Origin of the sequence: Amycolatopsis nivea (assembly GCF_004522235.1) — a bacterium.
In the GTDB taxonomy this organism is placed as follows: Bacteria; Actinomycetota; Actinomycetes; order Mycobacteriales; family Pseudonocardiaceae; genus Amycolatopsis; species Amycolatopsis nivea.
The window spans coordinates 1-23,788 of the sequence record NZ_SDLT01000068.1; the positions used below are offsets into that span (position 1 = coordinate 1).

Genomic DNA, 23,788 nt, shown 5'->3' on the forward strand with positions numbered 1-23,788 from the left:
TACGAACGCCGATTCAGACCCAAACAGAAAGGTAGGGCCCGACCATGAAGTACCTGCTGCTGATCCACGCTTCCGCGGCCACCGAGCAGGGCGGGGCGGCCGGCTGCGAGCCCGCCGACTGGATGGCCTACGACAAGGAAGTCCGCGACGCGGGGGTGTTCGTCAGCGGGGAGTCCCTCGCCGATCTCGTGACCGCGACCAGGGTGCAGGTGGGCGCGGACGGCGAGCGGTCGATCACGACCGACGGCCCGTTCGCCGAGACCCGCGAGCTGCTCGGCGGGTTCTACGTGCTGGACGTGCCGGACCTCGACGCGGCGCTCGACTGGGCGGCCCGCTGCCCGGGTTCGCGGGACGGTTCGGTCGTGGTGCGCCCGATCGCCGACTTCGGTGCCTGACGCGCGAGCGTCCGTGGCGGCCGTGTTCCGCGAGGAGCACGGCCGCCTGCTCGGCGCGCTCGTCCGCCGGTTCGGCGATCTCGACCTCGCCGAGGAGGTGGCCGCCGAAGCGGTGGAGGCCGCGCTGGTGCGCTGGCCGGTCGACGGCGTCCCACCGAAACCCGGCGCGTGGCTGATGACGACCGCGCGCCGCAAGGCCGTCGACCGGCTCCGCCGCGACCAGGCGTACGCGGCGAAACTCGCCGTCCTGCAAGCGGAATCCGACCGCAGCGACCCTCCCCCGCCGCCCGGGGCCGACGGCGACCTGCCCGACGACCGGCTCCAGCTGTTCTTCGCCTGCGCTCACCTCGCGCTGGCCGCCGAGGACCGGCTCGCGCTCACGCTGCGCTGCCTGGCCGGGCTCACCACGCCCGAGGTGGCGCGGGCGTTCCTCGTGCCGACCGCGACGATGGCGAAACGGATCGTGCGGGCCAAGAACCGGATCCGCGACCACCGCATCCCGTTCCGCGTCCCGGCCGGCGACGAGCTGCGCGCCCGGCTGCCCGGCGTGCTGCAGGTGCTGTATTCGCTGTTCACCGAGGGCTACGCGGCCAGCTCCGGCCCGGACATCCAGCGTCCGGACCTGGCCGAGGAAGCGATCCGGCTGGCGCGGATCCTGCACCGCCTGCTGCCCGACGAACGCGAGAGCACCGGACTGCTGGCGCTTCTGCTGCTCGTCCACGCCCGCCGCGCCGCGCGCACCGGACCGGACGGCGAGTTCGTCCTGCTCGAAGACCAGGACCGCACCTCCTGGGACGCGGCGCTGATCGACGAAGGCCGCGCGCTGGTGCCGGTCGCGCTGACCGGCGGCCCGCCCGGGCCGTACGGCGTGCAGTCGGCGATCGCCGCGCTGCACGCCGAAGCACCGGACGTCGCGCACACCGACTGGCCGCAGATCGTGGCGCTGTACGACATCCTGCTGGCCCTCGCCCCGACCCCGGTGGTCGCGCTCAACCGCGCGGCCGCGGTGGCGATGCGCGACGGACCCGAAGCCGGACTCAAACTCCTAGACGGGCTAGCCAGCGAGCCGCGACTGCAGGGCTACCACCCGTACGCCGCGGCTCGCGGAGACCTGCTGCACCGCCTCGGCCGCGACGACGAAGCCGCGGCGGCGTACCGGGAAGCGTTGGCCAGCGCGGGAACCGAGCCGGAACGCGCGCATCTGCGTCAGCGGCTGGAGGCGCTCTGACGCGGCACCCACCGGCTCAGCACCGGGTCGATCAGCCTCGTCAACGGACCGGACAACGTCTGGCCGTGCCGCCGGAACAGCTCGTCGCGCGAATCGAAACGGCCTAGATCCGCCAGCACCGTCGCCGACAGGTCACACGCTCCGCCGGTTTCGCAGGTGACGCCGTCCCAGTCGATCGCCGTGCGGGACACCGCGTCGAACAGCGTTTCCCCGCTGTCATTGGAAAATCCCGGACTCGCCGCCAACGCGGTCAACGGTCCGAACAACTCCCCGACCGGGACCCAGCTGCCGTCGATCCCGAACTCGGGCCACGCCACCAGCACCCGCGACGGCACCAGGGACTTCAGCCGCGGAAACCGCGGATACCAGAACCGGCCGTCCACGAGCAGACCCCGCACCCGCGTCGGAATCCCTTGCGCCCGCGCGACTCCCTCCAGAATCGCCAGCCGCTGACTGCACGAACCCCGCCCGTGACGCAACGTCCGCGAGACCGGCTGCCGCTCCTGCACCGCATACACCGGCCGCACCGCACCGGCGATCACCCGGTGCGCCGCTCGCAACCCGGCCAACCGGTCCTCCGACGCGGTCGCCCGCACCAACGACTGCACCGACGGATCGCGCCAGTCGAGAATCGCCGTCGGCGCTACACCGCCCACTGCGGAACCGGTGCCGGCGACGCGCCGACGCCACCACGGGGTCACCAGCGCACACGTCACCACGCCAGTATCCCGGAAAACGACTGCGGGCCGCCGGAATCGTCCGGCGGCCCACAGCGCATCACGTCATTCCTTCTCGGCCGAACCCTCGCCGGAACCCTTGTCCGAGTCCTTGCCGTCGCCCTCGCCGGACTCGTCCGCCTTCTCGGCAGGCTCCTCCTTCGCCGGCAGCAACGCCTCCAGCGCCGCCCCCGACAACCGCCGGAACGCCCGCCGCGGCTTCGCCCGGTCCAGCACCGCGACCTCGAGCTTGATCTCCGCCTCGGCCGCCGACCCGTTCCCGTTCGACGACGTCGCGGTCGCCCGCAACCCCTCGATCGCCGTCGCCAGCGCCGTCCGCAGATCGTGCTCCGGATCCACGACGTCCTTCAGCTTCGTCGTGATCGGCTCCGTCTGCCCGCCCATCACCACGAACGGCGACTCGTCGAAAATCGACCCGTCGAACGTCAACCGGTACAACTGGTCCTCCGCCGCGGTCGCCCCGACCTCGGCCACGCACACCTCCACCTCGAACGGCTTCAGCTGCTCGGTGAAAATGCTGCCCAGCGTCGCCGCGTACGCGTTCGCCAGCGCCCGCGCGCTCACATCCCGCCGGTCGTACTGGTAGCCCTTCAAATCCGCGTGCCGGATCCCCGCCACCCGCAGATTCTCGAACTCCGAATACCGGCCCACCGCGGCGAACCCGATCCGGTCGTAGATCTCGGACACCTTGTGCAGCGTCGCCGACGGATTCTCCGCCACGAACAGCACCCCGCCCGCGTACTTCAGCACCACCACGCTCCGGCCCCGCGCGATCCCCTTGCGCGCCAGCTCGGAACGCTCCCGCATCAACTGCTCGGGAGAGGCATACAACGGCATCGTCACGGTGTCGGCTCCACGTTCTCCGAAAACTCGGCAATCATTGATTCAGCGGACATCGACGGCCTCACACCGGCCGGTGGTGATTGCGCTCCGCGCGCCCGGCCACCACCGCCTCGGCCACCGCACCCGTCCGCTCCGCGGGCAGCACCACCGCGCCGTCCTCCGCGGTGATGGTGATGACGTTCGGGAAAATCCGCCGCACCATGTCCGGCCCGCCGCTCGCGGTGTCGTCGTCCGCCGCGTCGTACAACGCCTCCAGCGCCGTCCGCACCGCCGCGTCCACATCCGCGTCCGGGTCGTACAGCTTCTTCAGCGACGACTTCGCGAACAGCGAACCCGAACCGACACTGGCGTACCCGGCGTGCTCCTCGTACCGCCCGCCCGCCGCGTCGTACGACACGATCCGGCCCGCGTGCTTCGCGTCCTCGGCCTCCAGGTCGTACCCGACGAACAACGGCACGACCGCCAGGCCCGCCATCGCCATCTCCAGGTTCGCCTTCACCATCCCGGCCAGCTTGTTCGTCTTGCCGTCCAGCGAAAGCGAAACGCCCTCGATCTTCTCGTAATGCGCCAGCTCCACCGCGTACAGCCGGACCATCTCCACGGCCAGCCCCGCGGTCCCCGCGATGCCCACCGCCGAGTACTCGTCCGTGACGTGCACCTTCTCGATGTCCCGGCTCGCGATCAGGTTCCCCGACGTCGCCCGCCGGTCGCCGGCGATCAGCACCCCGCCGGCGAACGCCACCGCCACGATCGTCGTGCCGTGCGGCACGTCCAGCTCACCCGCCGGCACCCGCCGCGCCGGCAGCAGCTCCGGCGCGGTCGCGCGCACGAAATCCGCGAACGACGACGTCGCCGGCGAAAAGTAGGCCGACGGCAGTCCGGGCCCGGAAAAACCCGCCCCAGAGGAGGTGTTGTCCATACGTGCTCTCGGTTCCCATCTCATCCCGTGCCCGGCAACGCCGAGCACAACCTGCCCCCGGCGCCGCCGCGCGAAACCTCCGGCCCAGCGCGCCCGCCGCACCGCCCCGCACCCGGGGCGGCCGCGACGGGCGGACGGCTACTCGCCGCCCTTCTGCACGTAAGCGCGGACGAAGTCCTCGGCGTTCTCTTCCAGCACGTCGTCGATCTCGTCGAGGATCGTGTCCACGTCCTCGCCGAGCTTCTCCCGCCGCTCCTGGCCCGCCCCGCCGGCGTCGTCGAACTCCTCGTCGGAATCGCCGCCGCCGTGCTTCTCGATCTTCTCCTGCGCCATCTCGCCTCCCGGTCTGGCCGATGTTCCCTAGCCTACCCAGCGGTACCGACGAAAAGGGCCTTCCAGCGGCCCGAAACGCCGGGATCGCGCTAGTCCGAACCGGTGATCGCCTCCACCAGCTCCTCCGCCGTCGCCGCCGCGTCCAGCAGCTTCCCGACGTGCGCCTTCGTCCCCCGCAACGGCTCCAGCGTCGGGATCCGCACCAGCGACTCCCGGCCCACGTCGAAAATCACCGAATCCCACGACGCCGCCGCGATCGACGACGCGTACTTCTCCAGCGCCCGGCCCCGGAAGTAGGCGCGCGTGTCCGACGGCGGATTCGTGATCGCCGCCTGCACCTCCTCCTCGGTGACCAGCCGCTTCATCGAACCCCGCGTGACCAGCCGGTTGTACAGGCCCTTGCCCAGCCGCACGTCCGAATACTGCAGGTCCACCAGCCGCAGCCGCGGCGCGCCCCACGCCAGCTGGTCCCGCTCCCGGTACCCCTCCAGCAGCCGCAGCTTCGCGGGCCAGTCCAGCCGGTCCGCGCACTCCTGCGGATCCCGCGCCAGCGCGTCCAGCACCTCGCCCCACACCCGCAGCACTTCCTTCGACGCCTCGTCCGCGCCCGTGCGCTCGAGATTCGCCGCCGCCAGCTCGTGATAGGCGAACTGCAGGTCCAGCCCGGTGAACTTCTTCCCGTTCGCCAGCTCGACCTTCGTCTTCAGCGTCGGGTCGTGGCTGATCCTGTGCACCGCCCGCACCGGCTCGTCCAGCTTCAGGTCGTCGAACCGCACGCCCGCCTCGATCAGATCCAGCACCAGCGCCGTCGTCCCGACCTTCAGATACGTCGAGTACTCCGACAGGTTCGCGTCCCCGATGATCACGTGCAGCCGCCGGTACTTGTCCGCGTCCGCGTGCGGCTCGTCGCGCGTGTTGATGATCCCGCGCTTGAGCGTCGTCTCCAGCCCGACCTCGACCTCGATGTAGTCCGAGCGCTGCGAAAGCTGGAAACCCGCCTCCTCGCTCTGCTGCCCGATCCCCACCCGGCCCGAACCGCACATCACCTGCCGCGACGCGAAGAACGGCGTCAGCCCCCCGATCACCGCGGTGAACGGCGTCGACCGCTGCATCAGGTAGTTCTCGTGCGTGCCGTAGCTCGCGCCCTTGCCGTCCACGTTGTTCTTGTACAGCTGCAACGGCGGCTGCCCCGGCACGGTGGCCGCCTTCAAAGCGGCCTCCTCCATCACCCGCTCGCCCGCTTTGTCCCAGATCACCGCGTCCCGCGCGTTCGTGACCTCCGGCGCCGAGTACTCCGGATGCGCGTGGTCCACGTACAGCCGCGCACCGTTGGTGAGGATGACGTTCGCCGCGCCCAGGTCCTCGACGTCCGGGTCGTGCCCGGGACCGCCCGGCCCCGTCAGGTCGAACCCGCGCGCGTCGCGCAACGGCGACTCCACCTCGTAGTCCCAGCGCGCCCGGCGCGCCCTCGGGATGTCCGCAGCCGCGGCGTAGGCCAGCACCACCTGAGTCGAGGTGAGCACCGGGTTCGCCGTGGCGTCCCCGGGCACGGCGATGCCGTACTCGACTTCGGTTCCCATGATCCGACGCATGCCACCACCCTACGGGTTCGACGCGTGCGAGGATGCCCCCATGCCAGGCAGTGACGAACTCGTTGCCCTCTATGACGACGCGGGCCGCCCGGCCGGCCAGGCGCTCCGCTCCCGGGTCCGGGCCGAAGGGCTCTGGCACGCCGCCGGCGTCGTCCTCGTCCGATCGGGCGACGGACGCTCGGTCTACGTGCACCTCCGCACCGCGGACAAGGACACGTTCCCCTCCACCTGGGACTGCTGGGCGGGCGGAGTCGTCGCCGCGGGCGAAACCCCCGCCGACTGCGCGCGCCGCGAACTCGCCGAAGAACTCGGCGTCCACGGAGTGGAACCGGAACCGCTGTTCACCAAAATCTACGACGACGGCTCGATCCGCTGCCACAACTTCGCCTTCGAAGTCCGCTGGGACGGCCCGGTGACACTGCAAGCCGAGGAAATCGTCGAAGGACGCTGGATCCCGCTCGACGAACTCCGCTCCTGGGTCTTCGCCGCCGAACCCGAACCGCCCTTCATCCCCGACGGCCGCGCGGGCGTCCAGGAATGGTTCCGCCGTTACGGCTGAACAGTCAGCTTCGCCGCGATCTTCGGCAGCAACCGCTTCGCCGCGTCCTGCGCCCGCGCCGGCGTGCTCGCCGCGACGCTCAACGCCGACACCAGATTCCCCTTCGCCACCAACACCGCGCACGTCGAGCCCTCGCACCACGCCCGCTGCACGGTGATCCCCGGCTGCGGCGGCAACGACACCTCCGCACCCGCGCAATGCGAGCCCGCCACGACATCCTCGCCCGAACGGTCCGCGTACACCGTGACCTCGTGCGTCAACGCCGAACCGCTCGGATACACCCAGCTCACCGACTTGCGCTCACCCGCGGCCAACCCGCTCAGACACCCCGAAACGCGACCCGCACCCGGAGCCACGCCCTCCTCGGCAACGTCCGAATCGGACAGCAACGCCGCCTCCGCGCGCCGCGGATCCGGTGCCGCCGAAGAAGAAACCACCGGAGGATCGACCGCCCGCGACACCGGCGGAGCGACCGGAGCGCTCGTGCCCGGCGAAGGGGCCGGATCGTCGTAATAGGTCTCGAGATTGTTGGGCCGGTTGCCGCATCCGGCGAGCCCGGCCAGCGCGCCCAGCCCGACCAGCACAGCGACTGCTGGCACCTGCCGACGACGCACGTTGCCCCTCCGCGCTCAATGTTGCCCGTCCGCCCCGGGCCATGCTGGGCCCCGAGGGTAATGCAATCGCTCAGCTCCACCCGAGGTGGGATCGATGCGCCCAGTACTCGCGCGCGTCCTGCGCGAGTTGTCCCAGCGCAACGCGGTCCTCGTCGCCGAGGCTCACTCGCGTGGCGGCGAGGTTCGCCGCCAGCTGTGCCGGACTCGACGGACCCAGCACCGCCATCGGAGCCCACTCCTGTCCGAGCACCGCGGCCACCGCGATCGCGTCCGGGCCGACGCCGTGCTCCCCGGCGATCCGCCGCAACGTCTCGGGAGCTTCCGCGACGAGCCGTCCGTTCGCGAGAGTTTCCTTGACCAGCACCCGTTTCCCGGCCGCGTGCACCTCCGCCAGCGCCGGGCCGACCGACGGCTCGAATACGTTCCAAGTGGACTGGACCGACGCGAACACCGGCTGCCCGGCCGATTCCAGTTCGAACGCCCGGCGCACCACGTCCGCCTGCGCGGGTCCGGATGTTGAGAAGCCGACCTCGACGCCGTCGCCGGAAAGCCCGGCCAGCGCGTCGATCAGCGCCGGATCAGTGAAAAGTGGACTGTCCACAGTGAGCGAATGGACCTGGTACAGGTGCACGTGCCCGGCCAGGAGTTCCCGCGTCTGCGCCCACTGTTCGCGGAACCGCGGCAGCGTGTGTTCCTTGACCTCGTGGACGTCCGCGTCGAGCCGCCAGTCGCCGACGTAGCGGTAGCCCCACTTGCTGGACACCGTGACGTCCTGGTGTCCGCGCTCGGCCAGCCAGCTGCCGAGGAACTCCTCCGAACGGCCGTAAGACCGCGCGACGTCGACCCATCGGACGCCCGCCGCGTACGCCGCGTCGAGCACCTCGTGCGTCGCGGCCCGCATCGACGGCACATCCCGCACTTCGGGCAAGTCCCGCCCCAGGTTGATGTATGCCGGACGGCCGAGCGCGGCCAGCCCCACCGCGATGCGGTCCATCGGGTCCCCTTGTCGTTGCTGTGTTTTGGAAGTCGTGTCGCGAGCTTAGGCGTGGCGACGTGGAACGTTTTCCGATCGCCAGATGTATAGGTCGTTATACACTTTGTTTGTGCCGGAGGATGGCGAGCCATTGGCTGGCGTTTTGGGCTTGGCGGTGGAGTTTTTCGAGGCGGGCGGCGGGTGCGCGGACGTAGCCTTTGCCGAAGACCGGGGCGATTTGGCGGAGGCTGGCTCCTTCTTCGCGGGCGGCGAGGAGGGCCCAGTCGGAGGCGTCGGCGCAGGCCGCGGAGGCGCGGCGCAGCTCCCCCAGGAGGTCGATGAGGTCGTTGGCGTTGAGCTCCCCCGCTTGGACGGCGGCGGCGGTCGTCTCGAGCCAGGCCAGGACGTCGGCTTCGGTGATCGGCGGGCGCGGGCGGGCGTTGTCTGTGCTCACGCGCCGCAGTATAGGGCGTTATACACCAAGGTCGAGCACAGTGACCGAAACCTGCTGGACTCCGGGCGTGGCGCGCACGTTGACTGGCCGGAGCAGTCCGCTGGTCGTTTCGGAGGTTCAGTGAGGTTCGGCATCGCCGCCCGGTTCGTCGCGCTCGCCGTCGTGTGGGGCGCGAGTTTCCTGTTCATCAAAGTGGGCCTGGAGGGGCTCTCGCCGGCTCAGGTGGCGCTCGCGCGGGTCGCGCTGGGTGCGTTGACGCTCGGCGCGTTCCTGGTGCTGCGCAGGCGATCGCTCCCCCGCGATCCCGCGCTGCGGGGGCATCTCGCGGTGGTTTCGCTGCTGTTCTGCGTGGGCCCGTTCCTGCTGTACTCGTGGGCCGAGCAGTACGTGGCGTCCGGGCTCGCCAGCATCTTCAACGCCACCACTCCCCTGCTGACCATGCTGTTCGCCGCGGCCGCCCTGCCCGCGGAACGGCTTACCCGGCCGAAAACCGCCGGGTTGCTGATCGGCTTCGCCGGGGTGCTCACCCTGGTCGGCGTCTGGCGCGGCATCGACCTCAGCCACGAAGTCCTCGCGCAGCTCGCCTGCCTCGGCGCGACCACGTGCTACGGCCTGGCTTTCGTGTACCTGCGGAAGTTCGTGTCGCCCCGCAACCCCGACCCGGTCGTGGTCGCGTTCGGGCAAACCGGTTTCGCCACCGTGATCCTGCTGGCCGCGACGCCGGCGATCGCCGCGCAGCCGGTGCACCTGAACCTCGCCGTGGTGCTGTCCATGCTGGCGCTCGGCGTGCTGGGCACCGGTGTCGCCTACACCTGGAACACCGCCATCGCCACCGCCTGGGGCGCCGCCAACGCGTCCGCTGTGACCTACCTCACTCCGGTGGTCGGGGTTCTGCTCGGCGTGCTGGTCCTCGACGAACCGGTGCACTGGAACGAACCCGTCGGAGCGCTGCTCGTGGTGCTCGGGATCCTGGCCTCGCACGGACGGCTTTCCCGGGTGCGGCAACCGGTCCTGGAACGGGTCTGAGACACATGCCAGCTGTGGGCGCGTTTGCCCACGTCGTACGGAATGGCCGAGGCCCGCGCCAAAGTAACTTCAAGTCTGTGAAGGGCTCCTTGAGGGAATCAGATTCCCTCAAGGAGCCCTTCACAGACCTCGCCAGCGCGTGCCAGCTCTCGCGAGCGCAGTGNAGACCTCGCCAGCGCGTGCCAGCTCTCGCGAGCGCAGTGCGTGGAGCCGTCCCTGGCCGATGGGCGCGATGCGGCCGCGCACCACAGCTCCTGCGAAACCCCCATTGGGCCTGAGACGCACCGCGGGGCCGCCGGAAGAGATCCGGCGGCCCCGCGGCGTTCGCGCTGTCCTACAGGTACTGACCGGTGTTCGTGGCGGTGTCGATCGCCCGCCCCGATTCCTGGTTCTTGCCGGTGACGAGCGTGCGGATGTAGACGATCCGCTCGCCCTTCTTGCCGGAGATCCGGGCCCAGTCGTCCGGGTTGGTGGTGTTGGGCAGGTCCTCGTTCTCCGCGAACTCGTCGACGATCGCGTCCAGCAGGTGCTGCACGCGCAGGCCGGGCTGCTTCGTCTCCAGCACCGACTTGATCGCCGACTTCTTCGCCCGGTCCACGATGTTCTGGATCATCGCGCCCGAGTTGAAGTCGCGGAAGTACAGGACTTCCTTGTCCCCGTTGGCGTAGGTGACCTCCAGGAACCGGTTCTCGTCGCTCTCCTCGTACATCCGCTCGACGGTGTGCTGGATCATCGCGTCGAACGTCGCCTTCTGGTCCCCGCCGAACTCCGCCAGGTCGTCGGCGTGGATCGGGAGGCCCTCGGCCAGGTACTTCGAGAAGATGTCCTTCGCGCCCTCGGCGTCCGGACGCTCGATCTTGATCTTCACGTCGAGCCGGCCCGGCCGCAGGATCGCCGGGTCGATCATGTCCTCGCGGTTGGAGGCGCCGATGACGATGACGTTCTCCAGGCCCTCGACGCCGTCGATCTCCGACAGCAGCTGCGGCACGATCGTGGTCTCCACGTCGGAGGACACGCCCGAGCCGCGGGTGCGGAAGATCGAGTCCATCTCGTCGAAGAACACGATGACCGGGGTGCCCTCGGAGGCCTTTTCCCGCGCCCGCTGGAAGATCAGCCGGATCGACCGCTCGGTCTCGCCGACGAACTTGTTCAGCAGCTCGGGACCCTTGATGTTGAGGAAGTAGGACTTGCCGTCCGCGTTGTCCCCGCGAGCCTCGGCCACCTTCTTGGCCAGGGAGTTCGCCACCGCTTTCGCGATGAGCGTCTTCCCGCAGCCCGGCGGGCCGTAGAGCAGGACGCCCTTCGGCGGGCGCAGCTGGTACTGCTCGTAGAGGTCCGCGTGCAGGAACGGCAGCTCCACGGCGTCGCGGATCTGCTCGATCTGCCGGGTCAGGCCGCCGATGTCCTCGTAGCGGACGTCCGGCACCTCCTCCAGCACGAGGTCCTCGACCTCCGCCTTCGGCACCCGTTCGTAGGCGTAGCCGGCCTTGGAGTCCACCAGGAGCGAATCGCCCGGTTTGAGCGGCTGCTCGGAGAGCGGACCGGACAGCAGGACGACCCGCTCCTCGTCCGCGTGGCCGACCACGAGAGCGCGCGTGGCGCCGCCCTCGACGTCCGGTGCGAGCACTTCGCGCAGCGCGCACACCTCGCCGGTGCGCTCGAAATCGCCGCCTTCGACGACGGTGAGCGCCTCGTTGAGCCGCAACGCCTGCCCGCGCCGCAGCGACGAGACCTCCACCGCGGGCGACACCGAGACGCGCATCTTGCGCCCCGCGGTGTAGACGTCCACCGTGTTGTCCTCGTAGGCCTCGACGAACACCCCGTAACCGCTCGGCGGCTGGGCCAGCCGGTCGACCTCTTCGCGGAGGGCGAGCAGCTGACCCCGCGCTTCGCGCAGGGTTTCGACGAGTTTCGTGTTCCGCTCGGTGAGCTGGCTCACCCGTTCCGACGCCTCGGCGAGACGTTGTTCGAGAACGCGGTTCTGTCGCGGGGAATCGGTGAGCCTGCGGCGCAGCAGCGCCACTTCTTCCTCGAGAAAACGGATCTGCCGGGCTTGTTCCTCTGGTGTCTGCCCTGCTCCGCCGGTTGCTGAAGGGTCGGCCTCCTCGCGCCGACCTCCGGGAAGGTCATGATGCATCGGGCACCTCCTCGGAGTGCTTTTCATTCCACGGTACCGGCGATCACCGACAAGAAAAGGCCTTTCCGCATCACAAGACCGGCGCGTCGCGCTTTTTCATCCGGCGAAGCACGGCCGCGAGCGCAGCGCAAGCGGCCGATTCGGTGCCGCGGACGGGAATCCGCTCCGCGCGGGTTTCCGCAACGCGGAACTGAACACGCTACGGATGCCCCGCCGGGCACCCGCGGCAAACCCGAGTTGCGGGTTGGCTGCGCGGAAAGGCGCGCGGCTGGCTAGCATCCCCGGGTGGCCGCGCTCCGCACGCGGCCCGCACTTTCGCGAGCACGGCAGGGGGAACCGAGATGACTTATCCGCCGCAGCAGCCCGGCGGCTGGGACCAGGGCGGACAGCAGCCGAACCCGTACGGGGGCCAGCCCGGCGGCCAGCCGCAGTACGGGCAGCCTCAGCAGGGCGGATGGAACCAGGGCGGGCAGCAGCCGCAGTCCGGCGGGTTCCCGGCCGCGCCCGGCCCCGGCACGCCCGGCCAGGGCGGCCCCTACCAGGGCGGATACCCGCAGCAGGGCGGCGCCCCGCAGTACGGGCAGCAGCCGGACCAATTCGGGCAGTTCGGACAGCAGCCCGGCCAGTTCGGGCAGCCGGGCCAGCCGGGTCAGCCGGGCGGGCCGTTCGGGCAGCAGCCGGGCGGGCAGTTCGGCGGGTACGGCGAGGAGCCGCCGAAAAAGAAGAAGACCGGCCTGATCGTCGGCATCGCGGTCGCCGCGGTGGTCGTCCTCGGCGGCGCGACCGGCCTGGTCATCTGGCTGACCGGGGACAGCAAGAAGGACGACAAGACGGCCGCCCCGCCCGCGTCGTCCTCGGCTCCGGCAGCGGGTCCCCAGTCCAGCGGGCCGAGCGGCAGTTCGTCGTCGTCCCCGTCGACCTCGTCGTCGGGTTCGGGCAGCGGCGACTACCCGGCGGCGGCCGGTGCGAAGCCGACCTCGGGCGAACTGTTCCAGGCCGCGTCCGAGGCGTACAACAGCTCCGACACCGAGGGGCTGTTCTCGATGCTGTGCACCAGCCTCACCAAGGGCCAGAAGCCGGGAAGCGAGAAGATGCCCTCGGGCATCCACTTCGAACTGACCGGCAGCCCGCAGGAGAACGGCGACCAGGCGACGGTGAAGTACCACGTCACCACGTCCACCAAGACCGCCGACGGCACCCTCACCGCCCTGCGCCAGGGCGGGGCCTGGTGCCTCGGGAAGGTCAGCACGGACCACTAGGTGAGACGCCGGCTCGGCACGGCACTCGGCCTGCTCGCAGTCGTTGTCGCGGGCGGCGTCCTCGGCTTGGTCTCGATCGGCCTGCCGGGGCCCGCCCGCACCGTCCCGGAACCGCCCGCTCCCCCGCCTCCGTCGCGAAGCAGCACGTCCTCGGCTCCCGCGCCCGCGGCGGATCAAGCCGCGATAGCGACGCTCGCGCGCACTCTCGTCGACGCCATCACGCGCGCCGACTCCGCCGAATTCGGCACTCTCACTTGCAAACCGCAAACTGCTGCGGCGCTGAAGGAACTCCAAGCCAAATGGGACGCGGCGGGCCCGCTTCGCGTCTCACTGGTTGGACAACCGGCGATCGCGGCCGACGACGCGACAGTGACCGTCCGCGTCGAAGGCACCGGCGGGCACAAGGAAACCCCGTTCCCGCTGCGCCGCGAGAACGGTCGATGGTGCGTCCCTGGTTAGCCTTTGCCCTTGCTGGGCCGTCGCGAAACACGCGGCGACACTGTGCCGTCCGCCAGCCGACGCGCAGTGAGCAGGAAAGCGGTGTGCGCGACCATCCGGTGGTCCGGCCGCACCGCGAGACCGACGACGTGCCACGGCCGCATCAGCGTCTCCCACGACTCCGGCTCGGTCCAGCACTGCTGTTCCCGCAGCGATTCCGTGACGCGCGACAGCTGCGTGACAGTCGCGACGTAGACGGTCAGCACTCCGCCGGGCACCAGGTGCGCGGCGACGTTCGGCAACTGGTCCCACGGGGCGAGCATGTCCAGCACGACCCGGTCGACCTCGCCGGTGTGCGTGGCCAGATCCGCGACGGTGAGCGTCCAGTTGTCCGGCTTCTCGCCGAAGAACTTCACGACGTTGCGCTCGGCGTGCTCCGCGTGGTCGTCGCGGATCTCGTAGGAGAACACCTGTCCCGCCGGACCGACCGCGCGCAGCAGCGAGCAGGTGAGCGCGCCGGAACCGGCGCCGGCTTCCAGGACGCGGGCGCCCGGGAAGATGTCGCCCCACATCACGATCTGCGCGGCGTCCTTGGGATAGATCACCTGCGCGCCGCGCGGCATCGACAGCACGTAGTCCGGCAGCAACGGCCGCAGCGCGAGATACGTGCTGCCGCCCGCCGAAGTGACCACGCTGCCCTCGGGACGGCCGATGAGGTCGTCGTGCGCGAGGGCGCCGCGATGCGTGTGGTACTCGCCGCCGTCGGCGAGCGTGAGGGTGTAGTGCCTGCCCTTCGAGTCCGTCAGCTGAACCCGGTCACCTGCACGAAACGGTCCGCTGACCGACAACTTCTTCCTCCACTGCAAAACCCGGAACGCCGACGTCGAATCCTCGCAGGTCGTCCCGCGCCCGTCGTGCGCGGGTGCCCCTCACTGGGCGCGCCGGCCCTGCATCAGCGCGGTCCGCAGGTCTTCGCGGCGCAACACGCCCGCGGGACGGCCTTCGTCGTCGACCACGAGGAACTGCCAGGCGGGCGTCTCGCGCACGCGCTCGGCGATCTCCTCCCCCGGCTCCGACGCCAGCAGCACCGTCTCCGCCCGGATCGGCTCGGCCGCTTGCTCGGCGGGCGCGTGCGGGCTGACGCTCGCCAGCTGTTGCGCGGCTTGCTCGTCCAGCAGTCCCGCCGCGACGCCGTCCGCGCGCACCAGCACGACGCCGCGTCCCGCCGAGGCCGCCAAAGCGTCGGACACCGGGCTTTCCGCGGGCAGCTGCAAGACCGGACGCACCAAATCGGACAGTTCCAGCCCGGCGGGCCAGCCGCGGCGGGCTTCCGCCGCCAGTTCGGAGCGCGCGCCGAGGATCACGAACCACGCCGTCACGACGCACACGCCGAGCCGCAGCCAGCGGTCCGGGCTCTGCATCGCCAGCCCGAGCAGCGCCCAGACGATCAGCCCCGTGGCGACGAGCGCGCCGCCCGCGACCGCGGCCCTTGTCCCCTTGGCCCGCAACCCGGTCATCGCCCAGACCCCGGCGCGCACGAGCCGTCCGCCGTCCAGCGGCAATCCCGGCAGCAGGTTGAAGAAGCCGACCGCGAAGTTGGCCACCGCGCACTCCGCCACGAGCAGCCACACCGCGCCGTCCGGCGGAACCGCGAACAGCAGCAGCGAACAGAACCCGCCCAGCACCAGCGAAACCGCGGGCCCCGCCGCGGCGACGAGCCCTTCCTGGCCCGGCCGTCGCGGCGTACGAGCCACTTCGGACAGTCCGCCGAGAAGGAAAAGCCGCAGCCGCCGTACCGGGATCCCGAGCCGCAGCGCGACGAGGCAGTGCCCGAGTTCGTGCGCGAGCACGGAAAGCCCCAGCAGCACGGCGAACGCGGCGGCGAGCAGCCACGCGGTCGGCGTCGAAACGTCCGGCAGGAACCGCCCGACCAGCGGCGCGTAGAGCACCACGATGATCAGCGAGCCGATCCACCACGACGGGGCGAGCAAAACGGGCACCCCGCCGACCCGGAACAGCAGCAGTCCGCCGTCCCCGCCGGCGCGCCGGGCGGGCCCGGCGCCGTGCTGACTGGTCGCGGCCATGCCGGACAGAGTAGGGGGCCGGGTGTGGGAAGCCGGTGACCCGGTCTCCCCGGACGGGTGGTGTCGGTCTCGCCCCGGCCGGTCCGCGAAGTTCCGTGAAGGGCTCGTTCCGGGAATCTGGTTCCGGCAAGGAGCCCTTCACGGACCCAGCCCGGGTCAGGCGGAGCGCGGCTGGACGAGGTTCTCCAGATTCGCGAGCGCGACCTGCTTCCGGAACTCTCCGCGGTAGGAGGCGTCGCCGGAGTCGTGCATCGCGTCGGTCATCCAGACCGCCGACGCCTGCCGTTCCCAGACGTGCGCCAGACAGGTGTCGGAGTAGCTCTCCAGCAAACTCGGATCGTCCTTCTCCACCTGATGGACGAGCGCGTGCGCGAGCACCTCCGCGTCGTGCAGCGCGAGGCTCATCCCCTCGGCGCTCATCGGCGAAATCAGGTGCGCCGCGTCTCCGAGAAGGCACAGCCTGCCGTAGCGCATCGGGCTGAACACGACCCCGCGCAGCGGCACCACCTGCTTCGTCGCGATCGGCCCGCGCGGCACCGGCGCGGCGAACCTGGCGCCGAGTTCGTCCCAGACCCGCTCGTCCGGCCAGTCGCCGACAGTGTCGTCGAGCGGACACTGCAGATAGATCCGGCTCGCGTTCGGCCCGCGGGTGATCTGCGCGGCGAAGCCCCGGGAGTGCACTGCCATCACCGCCGACGGATCGGCGGGCACTTCCGCCAGGACGCTCAGCCAGGCGTACCCGAACTCGTGGCTGTGGCAGGCGAGAACTCCGTCCGGGATCGCCGTCCGGCTGACGCCGTGGAAGCCGTCGGCCCCGGCGACGAACGCACAGTCGATCGTGTGAGTGCCCTCGCTGTCCCGGTAGCGCACCCGGGGCTGCTCGGTGTCGAGTCCGTCCAGTTCGATGTCCTCCGCCTCGAACCGGAGGTCGCCGCCGTCGCGGAGGAAGATCCGGATGAGGTTCCGGACGAGCACTTGCTGCGGGATGAACGCGCCCGCGCCGTCCTCGCCGGTGTCCATCCGCCAGGTGCGCTTGTCGCCGTGGAGGATCAGCGGCAGGACGGCGTCGGACCGCTCGTCGCCGTGGCCCTCGACGGCCTCGCCGACTCCCCATTCGTGCAGCATCCGCACGCCGCGGCCGTCGAGAGAACCGGCTCTCTGCCGCTGTTCGACGTGCTCGCGGCTGTTCTTTTCCAAGACCGTGCAAGGGATCCCGCTGCGGAGGAGGAACGTGCCGAGCGCGAGCCCGGCCACCCCGCCGCCCACGACGACCACGGTGGTTTTCCCGTTTGCCTGTGCCATGTTTCATTCCCCGAAAGAGTGCTGGTGAACTGGATGATCACCACTCTCTTCCCGGCCGCGGACCGGCGGCCACCGAGCATCGGGCGCCCGGTAACGAAAACCCGCCAACTTGCTCCCGCTACTCGCCGCGGTCGCGCAATCCGGCCTGGTACCGCCCCGGCGTCTGCCCGACCAGCGCCGTGAACGCCCCGATGAACGCCGACGGATTCGACCATCCGCAGGCGATCGCCGTGTCGGTCACCGATGCGCCCCCGGTGAGCTGGAACAACGCGTGGTGGATCCGCAACACCGTGCGCCACCGCTGAAAACTCATGCCGAGATCGGCATGGAACAACCGGCTGAGCGTGCGTTCGCTGGCCCCCGCGACGCGCCCCAGCTCAGCCAGCGTCTCGCCCCGCCCCGGGTCCTCGTGCAGCATCTCGGTGACGGCCCGCAACCGGTCGTCGCGCGGTTCCGGGAGATGCAACGACTCCCCCGGAACCTCCCCCAGCTCGTCGAGCACCACCGCCCGAACCCGCCGCACCGCCTCGGCCGACCGCTCCTTCTCGCCGGTCAACGCCAAAATGCCCGCCCGCAGCAAGGGCGACACCGCGAACACGCAAGGCTGCCGAGCCAACGCCCCGCACTCCTCAGCGGGAACAGCGAGAATCCGCGCGTCCGTGCGCCCGTAGAACCGGTGGGAATGCTCGAACCCCGGCGGAGTCCACGTAACGCGATCCGCGGGCGCGACCCAGGTCCCGAACTCGGTGGTGGTGGCGAACACCCCGCTGGCCGCGTAAACCAGCTGCCCGCTCGCATGGGAATGCCTCCCCATCCGATACCCGCCCGGCAACCACCCCGCCCCCTGCGGCGTCACCCCGCCCACCTTCCCCACCACCCCGACCCTAGCGACAACACCCCCCAACCCAGCCACCCCAAACCCGCCACCCGGAACCCAGCCACCCCCGAGCCCCCGACTCCCAACCCAGCCGTCACGCGGGATCGCGTCGGCGTGCCGAGGAGCAGCGTGCACGGCCCCCCGGGCCGGGCGCGCTGCTCCTCGGCACGCCGACTTGAAGGCGATCCCGCCGCCCCGGCGGAGCCGGGGCAAACACAATTGTCGTACCCCGGGGTTACGCTCTGCCCCATGTCCGACACCGCTACGGTCACCACCCCTCCCGGTTCCGACGCGCCTGCCCGCAGGCGGCCCGCGTTGTCGCCGTCCCGGGCGAGCGACTTCAAGCAGTGCCCGCTGCTCTACCGGTTCCGCGCGGTCGATCGGCTGCCGGAGGTGCCCACCCGGGCGCAGCTGCGCGGCACGCTCGTCCACGCGGTCCTGGAGCGGCTTTTCGCGCTGCCCGCCGCCGAACGCGTCGCGCCGCGGGCGAAGGAGCTGCTCGCGCCGACTTGGACGGAGCTGTCCAGCGACAGTCCGGAGTGGACGGAGCTGTTCGCGGACGGCGAACCCGGGGAGACCGACAAATGGCTGGCCTCGGCCGAAAAGCTGCTTGATTCGTATTTCGAGCTGGAGGATCCGCGCAGGCTGGAGCCGGAGGCGTGCGAGCTGCACGTGGAGATCGAGCTGGGTTCGGGGGTGCTGCTGCGCGGGTACATCGACCGGGTGGACGTCGCGCCGACCGGCGAGATCCGGGTCGTGGACTACAAAACCGGGGCCGCTCCTCGGGAAATCGGCGAGGCCAAAGCACTCTTCCAGATGAAGTTCTACGCGCTGGTGCTGTGGCGGTTGCGCGGGGTCGTCCCGCGGCAGCTGAAGCTGATGTACCTGACCGACGGCCAGTCGCTGGCCTACACGCCGGACGAGGCCGAGCTGGTCCGGTTCGAGCGCACGCTGGAAGCGATCTGGCAGGCGATCCTGAAGGCGGGCAAGACCGGCGATTTCCGGCCGAACAAGGGCAGGCTGTGCTCGTGGTGCGACCATCAGGCGCATTGCCCGGAGTTCGGCGGGACGCCGCCGGAGTATCCGGGCTGGCCGGAGCCGGATCCGGGCGAGGAGACGGTATTGGACCGGGCCGACTGATGGGCGACGCGTTCTTCCTCCCGCTCGGCGGCGAGCGGTACGAGGCGACTGAGCACACCACCGGCCCGTGGAGTCCCGGCGCGCAGCATTTCGGCCCGCCGTCGGCGCTGCTGGTGCGCGGGCTCGAGCGGCTGGAGTCGCCGCATCCGGCGCAGCTGGCCCGGGTCACGGTGGAAATCCTCGGTCCGGCTCCGGTGGGCGAACTGGAGCAGCGGTCGTGGGTCGAACGGCCGGGCCGGACGGTCGAATTGGTCCAGTCCGAGCTGTCCGCGAACGGCCGGACGGTCGCGCGGGCGTCGGGATGGCGGATCGCGACGTCCGACACCGCCGAGATCGCCACCGACGGCGGTCCGCTGCTGCCCGCGGCCGACGCGGGCAGCGAGGCGGCTTTCCCGGACGACTGGGAGGGCGGCTACCTGCACGCGATCGAATGGCGGGCGGTGCGCGGCTCGATCTCCGCACCCGGCCCGGCGGCGGTGTGGGCGCGGCAGCGGTATCCGCTGGTCGACGGCGAGGAGCCGACGGGGCTGCAGCGGCTGTTCGCCATCGCCGACTCCGGCAACGGGGTGTCGCATTTCCTGCCGGCCGCGAAGTGGTGGTTCATCAACTCGGAACTCACCGTGCACCTGCGCCGGATCCCCGAAGGCGAGTGGATCGGGCTGGACGCGGTCACGCTGGTCGGGCCGCACGGGATCGGCACCGCGAGCAGTACGCTGCACGATCGTTCCGGTCCGGTCGGCACCGGCGCGCAGGCTTTGCTGGTGCGTCCGCGACAGGCCGGGGGCGGATGAGCGCGCCGCGGCGGGCAAGTCCGATAGCCTTCGCGGAACGACCGACAAGGGAGCGCTCCGGCATGCAGATCACCTCGGTGGTCAACCAGAAGGGCGGGGTGGGCAAAACCTCGCTGAGCGTGGGCGCGGCGGCGGCCCTCGCCGAACGCGGCAGGCGGGTGCTGCTCGTCGACCTCGACCCGCAGGGGCACGCGACGACCGAGATGCTCGGCATGGACGAGGTCCCGGCGGACGCGCCGAGCCTGGCGAAGGCGCTGACCAAGCTGTGGAAGGGCCCGATCGAGCAGCTGGCGGTGCCGCACCCGCGCAGCAACCTGGGCCGCGGCGGCGCGTTCGACGTGATCCCGACGTCGCCGGGGATGTTCGACCTGATCCGCAGGCTGGACCAGTTCCGGGTGCCCGGCTGGCAGCTGGCGCGGGTGATCCAGTTCGCGCACTACGACCACGTGATCATCGACTGCCCGCCCGCCCAGGACGTGCTGACGAACAACGCGCTGGCGGCGTCGCACGGGATCCTGGTGCCGGTCCAGCCGGACAAGACGAGCATCCGGGCGCTGCGCCTGCTGTCGGAACAGGTCCGCTACGTCGAGCAGACCACCGGCCGCGCCCCGATCTCGTGGTTCGGCATCGTGCCGGGCCTGTACCGCCGCCCGATCTCGCACTACGCCGCGGCCGCGCTCCAGGAGATGTACTCCTTCGGCGTCCCCATGCTCTCGCACGTCCCGCTGGGCGTCGTGATGAACGAGGCCGCGGCGCACGGCGTCCCGGTCACGACGTTCGCCCCGGAAACCATCCAAGCGGTGTCTTTCCGGGAAATCGCCGAGACCTTGGACAGCTACCTGGCGCAAAACCCGGGCCCCACCGAGGTTCCCGCTGACGACGAGTTCGTCTTCGAGGACTTCATCTCCGAGGTCGCCGTCGCCCGCAACGTCAACGACAACGGCGCGCGCAAGAGGCTGTACGACCTGATGCCGAAGCGCCCGAACCGCCCGCGCTGACCACCGTCCACATGCGACAGAGGGCGTCCCCTCCGAAGAGAAGACGCCCTCTGCTCAAGCGGTTTCCTACAACCGGCAGGACCGGATGTCGGACGCCAGCACGGCTTTCGCGCCGGTTTCGGCCAGCTCGTCCATGATCCGGTTGACTTCCTTGCGCGGCACCATCGCCCGCACCGCGACCCACTTCTCGTCCGCCAGCGGCGCGACCGTCGGCGACTCCAGTCCCGGCGTGATCGAAATGGCCTGGTCGAGGATGTCCCGCGGGCAGTCGTAGTCGAGCATCATGTAGTGCTGCGCGAAAACGACGCCCTGCAGCCGGGCCGCCAGCTGCGACTTCGCCCGGGATCCTTCGCTCCCGGCCCGCTGCAGCAAGACCGCCTCGGACGCGCAGATCGGCTCCCCGAACGCCACGAGATTGTGCTGCCGCAGCGACCGCCCGGACTCGACCACGTCCGCGATCGCGTCCGCGACCCCGAGCTGGATCGAGATCTCCACGGCGCCGTCGAGCCGGATGACCTCGGCCTCGACGCCGTGGCGGGCGAGGTCGTCGCGGACCAGCCGCGGGTACGACGTCGCGAGCCGCTTTCCGTGCAGGTCGGCCGGTTTCCAGTCCCGTCCGGCGGGAGCGGCGTAGCGGAAGGTCGAGGCGCCGAACCCGAGCGCGAGCACCTCCTCGACCGGCGCGCCCGAATCGAGCGCGAGGTCGCGGCCGGTGATGCCGAGGTCGAGCTCGCCGGAACCGACGTAGATGGCGATGTCCTTCGGGCGGAGGAAGAAGAACTCGACCTCGTTGACCGGGTCGAGGACGGTCAGGTCCTTGCCGTCATGTCGCTTGCGGTAGCCCGCCTCGGAAAGCATCTCCGCCGAAGCGGCGGCGAGGGCTCCCTTGTTCGGCACGGCAACACGCAGCATTTCGGTCTCTCCTCGGTATCCGGTGCGCGAGCGCGTCACAGGTAGCGGTACACGTCCTCGGTCGAGATTCCCCGGCCGAGCATGAGCACCTGCACCCGGTACAGCAGCTGCGAGATCTCTTCCGACAGCCGGTCGTCGGACTCGTGCTCGGCGGCGATCCACACCTCGCCCGCCTCTTCGAGCACCTTCTTGCCCTGTGCGTGCACCCCGGCGTCCAGTGCGGCGACGGTGCCGGACCCGTCGGGACGGGTACGCGCGCGCTCGGCAAGCTCCGCGAACAGCTCATCGAAGGTCTTCACGGGGCCGAATCCTTTCATCCCGCGCTCGTCCGCGCCGCTCCGGGTGACCCGGAAGCCGCCGAGGTCACAGCTGGGGCAGCAGCGCGGCCAGTTCGGGCACGCCGACGCCGGCCAGCGACGTGCGGAACACCCGGCGCGGACCGTCCGGGACGTCGACGTCGTTGGGCACGACGAGCACCGTGCAGCCAGCGGTTTCGGCCGATTCGGCGCCCGGCGGCGAGTCCTCGACCGCGACGCACCGCTCCGGCGCCACGCCGAGCAACTCGGCGGCCTTCAGGTACGGCCGCGGGAGGGGTTTGTTCTGGCCGTCGACCTCGTCGCCGCAGACCGTGACGTCGAAGAAATCCCGCCCGATCGTGTCGAGCGCGAGCTCGGTCAGCGCCCGTTCGGTGGAGGTGACCAGCGCGGACTTGAGCCCGGCCGCGCGGACCGCGGCCAGCGCCTCGCGCGCGCCCGGACGCCAGGGCAGCGCGTCGTCGAACAGCCCGGCGGTGCGGCGGCGGATCCACTCCCCCGTTTCCGCGACCGCTTCCGGGGTGACCGGGCGGCCGGTCTGCTCCAGCAGCACGGTGGCGGTGGCGTCCATGTTGGACCCCACGAGGGTCATCCGGACTTCCTCCGACAGCGTGCCGCCGAGCGCCTCGGCGGCCTCGTACAGCGCGACGTCCCACAGTTTCTCGGAATCGACGAGGGTGCCGTCCATGTCCCAGAGGACAGCCGCCAATCCGTCCGAAGAGGACGGTGCAGTCACAGTTTCTCCTTGTCCGGTGCGGCGCCCCGGCGGGGCGCGCTCCCCTCCAGCGTCCCACGCGGGCCGCCGTGAGCGGGGCCACACCCGTTCCGTGACACGCGGGGCCGGACACACTGCGCAGCGTAGGTGGCCGAGGCCGTAGGCTGGTCAGGTGAGTGAGCCTGTCGACGACACCCCGCGGCCCGGCGACCCGGAGCAGGACCGCGCCGATGCCCCGCGCCCGATCATGATCCTGGCCTTCGAGGGCTGGAACGACGCGGGCGACGCGGCCAGCCAGGCGATCGAACACCTCCAGCTTTCCTGGGACGCGACGCCGCTGGCCGAGATCGAGCCGGACGACTACTACGACTTCCAGGTCAGCCGCCCCACGGTGAAGATGGTCGACGGCATCACCCGGCGGGTCGAATGGCCGACCACCCGGTTGTCGGTGTGCCGTCCCGAGGGCTTCGACCGCGACCTGGTGCTGGTGCAGGGCCCGGAGCCGAACATGCGCTGGCGCAAGTTCTGCGCGGAGATCGTCGAGCACGTCCAGGAACTGGACGTGTCGATGGTGGTCGCGCTCGGCGCCCTGCTGGCCGACACGGCGCACACCCGCCCGGTCCCGGTCACCGGGTCGGCCTACGACAAGGACACCGCGAGCAAGTACCGGCTAGAGGTGAACAACTACCAGGGCCCGACCGGGATCGTCGGGATCCTCCAGGACTACTGCGTGCAGGCGGGCATCCCGGCGGTGTCGATCTGGGCCGCGGTCCCGCACTACGTCTCGCACCCGCCGTCGCCGAAGGCCACGCTGGCGCTGCTGCACAAGCTGGAGGACGTCCTCGACGTCGAGATCCCGCTGGGCGCGCTGCCGGAGCAGGCCGAGGAATGGCAGCAGACGGTCAGCGAGATGGCCGACGAGGACGAGGAAATCAGCGAGTACGTGCGCAGCCTCGAGGAACGCGGCGACGCCGAGACCGACTTCACCATGGAAGAGGTCTCGGGCGACAAGATCGCCGCCGAGTTCGAGCGCTACCTGCGGCGGCGCCGTCCCGGACAGGACGGCGGGTTCGGCCTCCGCTGACCCCCATGCCAGCGACTTAAGTACGTGAGGGGAACCCTGAGTGAACTGGGCCCCGGAAGTTGGA

Annotated in this window: 26 protein-coding genes; 10 read left to right on the top strand and 16 right to left on the bottom strand. The window is 70.6% G+C overall.

The features are described from left to right. Positions 1–44: 44 nt before the first annotated feature. Together EIZ44_RS42285 and EIZ44_RS42290 are read left to right on the top strand one after the other, a co-directional pair. Positions 45–395, top strand: a complete 351-nt coding sequence (locus EIZ44_RS42285) for a YciI family protein (protein WP_134734402.1) — start codon at positions 45–47, stop codon at positions 393–395. Between the two features lie 22 nt (positions 396–417). Then, entirely contained in the window at positions 418–1,623 is a 1,206-nt protein-coding gene (locus EIZ44_RS42290; protein WP_338081112.1) for an RNA polymerase sigma factor, read from the top strand. Here EIZ44_RS42290 and EIZ44_RS42295 read toward each other — a convergent pair. The 5 genes from EIZ44_RS42295 to dop all read right to left on the bottom strand — a co-directional run bounded on the left by EIZ44_RS42295 (position 1,602) and on the right by dop (position 6,047). Continuing rightward, a complete protein-coding gene (locus tag EIZ44_RS42295) occupies positions 1,602–2,339 on the bottom strand; it encodes a transglutaminase domain-containing protein (RefSeq protein ID WP_134734404.1) in 738 nt (245 codons plus the stop codon). The two genes, EIZ44_RS42290 and EIZ44_RS42295, sit on opposite strands and share 22 nt — an antisense overlap. Before the next feature lie 66 nt (positions 2,340–2,405). Then, entirely contained in the window at positions 2,406–3,203 is a 798-nt protein-coding gene (gene prcA, locus EIZ44_RS42300; protein ID WP_037806473.1) for a proteasome subunit alpha, read from the bottom strand. 61 nt (positions 3,204–3,264) lie between these two features. Continuing rightward, positions 3,265–4,122 carry a proteasome subunit beta gene (gene prcB / locus EIZ44_RS42305; protein ID WP_134734405.1) on the bottom strand — a complete coding sequence of 286 codons (858 nt, stop codon included), beginning with the start codon at positions 4,120–4,122 and terminating at the stop codon, positions 3,265–3,267. Positions 4,123–4,260: 138 nt separating this feature from the next. Further along, positions 4,261–4,455 (bottom strand): ubiquitin-like protein Pup, encoded by a 195-nt coding sequence (locus tag EIZ44_RS42310; RefSeq protein WP_037806475.1) that lies wholly within the window; start codon positions 4,453–4,455, stop codon positions 4,261–4,263. A gap of 89 nt (positions 4,456–4,544) precedes the next feature. Further along, the gene (dop, locus tag EIZ44_RS42315; RefSeq protein WP_134734406.1) at positions 4,545–6,047 is read right to left on the bottom strand and encodes a depupylase/deamidase Dop; all 1,503 of its coding nucleotides are present in this window, start codon (positions 6,045–6,047) and stop codon (positions 4,545–4,547) included. 40 nt (positions 6,048–6,087) lie between these two features. Between dop and EIZ44_RS42320 the strand changes: the two genes are divergently transcribed. Beyond that, entirely contained in the window at positions 6,088–6,606 is a 519-nt protein-coding gene (locus EIZ44_RS42320) for an NUDIX hydrolase (protein ID WP_134734407.1), read from the top strand. Here the strand turns inward: EIZ44_RS42320 and EIZ44_RS42325 are convergent. From EIZ44_RS42325 to EIZ44_RS42335, 3 genes are all read right to left on the bottom strand, one after another. Continuing rightward, the gene (locus EIZ44_RS42325; protein ID WP_134734408.1) at positions 6,597–7,220 is read right to left on the bottom strand and encodes a hypothetical protein; all 624 of its coding nucleotides are present in this window, start codon (positions 7,218–7,220) and stop codon (positions 6,597–6,599) included. The two genes, EIZ44_RS42320 and EIZ44_RS42325, sit on opposite strands and share 10 nt — an antisense overlap. Before the next feature lie 70 nt (positions 7,221–7,290). Next, on the bottom strand, positions 7,291–8,214 hold the full coding sequence (locus EIZ44_RS42330) for an aldo/keto reductase (RefSeq protein WP_134734409.1): 924 nt from the start codon (positions 8,212–8,214) through the stop codon (positions 7,291–7,293). Positions 8,215–8,308: 94 nt separating this feature from the next. Beyond that, the gene (locus EIZ44_RS42335; RefSeq protein ID WP_134668472.1) at positions 8,309–8,647 is read right to left on the bottom strand and encodes a hypothetical protein; all 339 of its coding nucleotides are present in this window, start codon (positions 8,645–8,647) and stop codon (positions 8,309–8,311) included. Positions 8,648–8,767: 120 nt separating this feature from the next. On the opposite strand from EIZ44_RS42335, the gene EIZ44_RS42340 reads away from it, so the two are divergent. After that, the gene (locus EIZ44_RS42340) at positions 8,768–9,673 is read left to right on the top strand and encodes a DMT family transporter (protein ID WP_134734410.1); all 906 of its coding nucleotides are present in this window, start codon (positions 8,768–8,770) and stop codon (positions 9,671–9,673) included. 334 nt (positions 9,674–10,007) lie between these two features. On the opposite strand, the gene arc is transcribed toward EIZ44_RS42340, so the two are convergent. Then, the gene (arc, locus tag EIZ44_RS42345; RefSeq protein ID WP_037806484.1) at positions 10,008–11,810 is read right to left on the bottom strand and encodes a proteasome ATPase; all 1,803 of its coding nucleotides are present in this window, start codon (positions 11,808–11,810) and stop codon (positions 10,008–10,010) included. A gap of 341 nt (positions 11,811–12,151) precedes the next feature. Here arc and EIZ44_RS42350 point away from each other — a divergent pair, with 341 nt between their 5' ends. Next, entirely contained in the window at positions 12,152–13,069 is a 918-nt protein-coding gene (locus EIZ44_RS42350; RefSeq protein WP_134734411.1) for a hypothetical protein, read from the top strand. Beyond that, complete coding sequence (locus EIZ44_RS42355; protein ID WP_134734412.1) at positions 13,070–13,528, top strand: hypothetical protein; 459 nt, start codon at positions 13,070–13,072, stop codon at positions 13,526–13,528. Here EIZ44_RS42355 and EIZ44_RS42360 read toward each other — a convergent pair. From EIZ44_RS42360 to EIZ44_RS42375, 4 genes are all read right to left on the bottom strand, one after another. After that, positions 13,525–14,355: a tRNA (adenine-N1)-methyltransferase gene (locus tag EIZ44_RS42360; RefSeq protein WP_037806487.1), complete on the bottom strand. Its 831-nt coding sequence runs from the start codon at positions 14,353–14,355 to the stop codon at positions 13,525–13,527. The genes EIZ44_RS42355 and EIZ44_RS42360 overlap by 4 nt on opposite strands. Positions 14,356–14,436: 81 nt before the next feature. Beyond that, positions 14,437–15,591, bottom strand: a complete 1,155-nt coding sequence (locus tag EIZ44_RS42365; protein ID WP_051171941.1) for a M50 family metallopeptidase — start codon at positions 15,589–15,591, stop codon at positions 14,437–14,439. A 156-nt stretch (positions 15,592–15,747) separates the two neighbouring features. Next, complete coding sequence (locus tag EIZ44_RS42370) at positions 15,748–16,893, bottom strand: 4-hydroxybenzoate 3-monooxygenase (RefSeq protein ID WP_037806488.1); 1,146 nt, start codon at positions 16,891–16,893, stop codon at positions 15,748–15,750. Between the two features lie 118 nt (positions 16,894–17,011). Next, a complete protein-coding gene (locus tag EIZ44_RS42375) occupies positions 17,012–17,707 on the bottom strand; it encodes an AraC family transcriptional regulator (protein WP_078870227.1) in 696 nt (231 codons plus the stop codon). A gap of 312 nt (positions 17,708–18,019) precedes the next feature. Between EIZ44_RS42375 and EIZ44_RS42380 the strand changes: the two genes are divergently transcribed. From EIZ44_RS42380 to EIZ44_RS42390, 3 genes are all read left to right on the top strand, one after another. Further along, positions 18,020–18,910 (top strand): RecB family exonuclease, encoded by an 891-nt coding sequence (locus EIZ44_RS42380; RefSeq protein WP_037806489.1) that lies wholly within the window; start codon positions 18,020–18,022, stop codon positions 18,908–18,910. Beyond that, positions 18,910–19,701: a thioesterase family protein gene (locus EIZ44_RS42385; RefSeq protein ID WP_037806490.1), complete on the top strand. Its 792-nt coding sequence runs from the start codon at positions 18,910–18,912 to the stop codon at positions 19,699–19,701. The genes EIZ44_RS42380 and EIZ44_RS42385 overlap by 1 nt, the downstream gene beginning before the upstream one ends. A 62-nt stretch (positions 19,702–19,763) precedes the next feature. Then, complete coding sequence (locus EIZ44_RS42390) at positions 19,764–20,699, top strand: ParA family protein (protein WP_037806492.1); 936 nt, start codon at positions 19,764–19,766, stop codon at positions 20,697–20,699. A 66-nt stretch (positions 20,700–20,765) separates the two neighbouring features. On the opposite strand, the gene hisG is transcribed toward EIZ44_RS42390, so the two are convergent. From hisG to EIZ44_RS42405, 3 genes are all read right to left on the bottom strand, one after another. Continuing rightward, the gene (hisG, locus tag EIZ44_RS42395) at positions 20,766–21,611 is read right to left on the bottom strand and encodes an ATP phosphoribosyltransferase (protein ID WP_037806495.1); all 846 of its coding nucleotides are present in this window, start codon (positions 21,609–21,611) and stop codon (positions 20,766–20,768) included. A 35-nt stretch (positions 21,612–21,646) separates the two neighbouring features. Beyond that, positions 21,647–21,910 (bottom strand): phosphoribosyl-ATP diphosphatase, encoded by a 264-nt coding sequence (locus tag EIZ44_RS42400; protein WP_027927607.1) that lies wholly within the window; start codon positions 21,908–21,910, stop codon positions 21,647–21,649. Between the two features lie 64 nt (positions 21,911–21,974). After that, positions 21,975–22,661 carry an HAD family hydrolase gene (locus EIZ44_RS42405; protein WP_268744696.1) on the bottom strand — a complete coding sequence of 229 codons (687 nt, stop codon included), beginning with the start codon at positions 22,659–22,661 and terminating at the stop codon, positions 21,975–21,977. A 151-nt stretch (positions 22,662–22,812) separates the two neighbouring features. Here EIZ44_RS42405 and EIZ44_RS42410 point away from each other — a divergent pair, with 151 nt between their 5' ends. Beyond that, the gene (locus tag EIZ44_RS42410; RefSeq protein WP_037806497.1) at positions 22,813–23,724 is read left to right on the top strand and encodes a PAC2 family protein; all 912 of its coding nucleotides are present in this window, start codon (positions 22,813–22,815) and stop codon (positions 23,722–23,724) included. Positions 23,725–23,788 lie beyond the last annotated feature (64 nt).

Coding starts and splice junctions, on each gene's coding strand:
- EIZ44_RS42390 (WP_037806492.1), top strand. CDS start 19,764: ATGCAGATCACCTCGGTGGTCAACCAGAAGGGCGGGGTGGGCAAAACC.
- EIZ44_RS42380 (WP_037806489.1), top strand. CDS start 18,020: ATGTCCGACACCGCTACGGTCACCACCCCTCCCGGTTCCGACGCGCCT.
- EIZ44_RS42375 (WP_078870227.1), bottom strand. CDS start 17,707: ATGGGGAGGCATTCCCATGCGAGCGGGCAGCTGGTTTACGCGGCCAGC.
- dop (WP_134734406.1), bottom strand. CDS start 6,047: ATGCGTCGGATCATGGGAACCGAAGTCGAGTACGGCATCGCCGTGCCC.
- EIZ44_RS42385 (WP_037806490.1), top strand. CDS start 18,910: ATGGGCGACGCGTTCTTCCTCCCGCTCGGCGGCGAGCGGTACGAGGCG.
- EIZ44_RS42320 (WP_134734407.1), top strand. CDS start 6,088: ATGCCAGGCAGTGACGAACTCGTTGCCCTCTATGACGACGCGGGCCGC.
- EIZ44_RS42310 (WP_037806475.1), bottom strand. CDS start 4,455: ATGGCGCAGGAGAAGATCGAGAAGCACGGCGGCGGCGATTCCGACGAG.
- EIZ44_RS42285 (WP_134734402.1), top strand. CDS start 45: ATGAAGTACCTGCTGCTGATCCACGCTTCCGCGGCCACCGAGCAGGGC.
- EIZ44_RS42365 (WP_051171941.1), bottom strand. CDS start 15,591: ATGGCCGCGACCAGTCAGCACGGCGCCGGGCCCGCCCGGCGCGCCGGC.
- prcB (WP_134734405.1), bottom strand. CDS start 4,122: ATGGACAACACCTCCTCTGGGGCGGGTTTTTCCGGGCCCGGACTGCCG.
- EIZ44_RS42370 (WP_037806488.1), bottom strand. CDS start 16,893: ATGGCACAGGCAAACGGGAAAACCACCGTGGTCGTCGTGGGCGGCGGG.
- hisG (WP_037806495.1), bottom strand. CDS start 21,611: ATGCTGCGTGTTGCCGTGCCGAACAAGGGAGCCCTCGCCGCCGCTTCG.
- arc (WP_037806484.1), bottom strand. CDS start 11,810: ATGCATCATGACCTTCCCGGAGGTCGGCGCGAGGAGGCCGACCCTTCA.
- EIZ44_RS42330 (WP_134734409.1), bottom strand. CDS start 8,214: ATGGACCGCATCGCGGTGGGGCTGGCCGCGCTCGGCCGTCCGGCATAC.
- EIZ44_RS42350 (WP_134734411.1), top strand. CDS start 12,152: ATGACTTATCCGCCGCAGCAGCCCGGCGGCTGGGACCAGGGCGGACAG.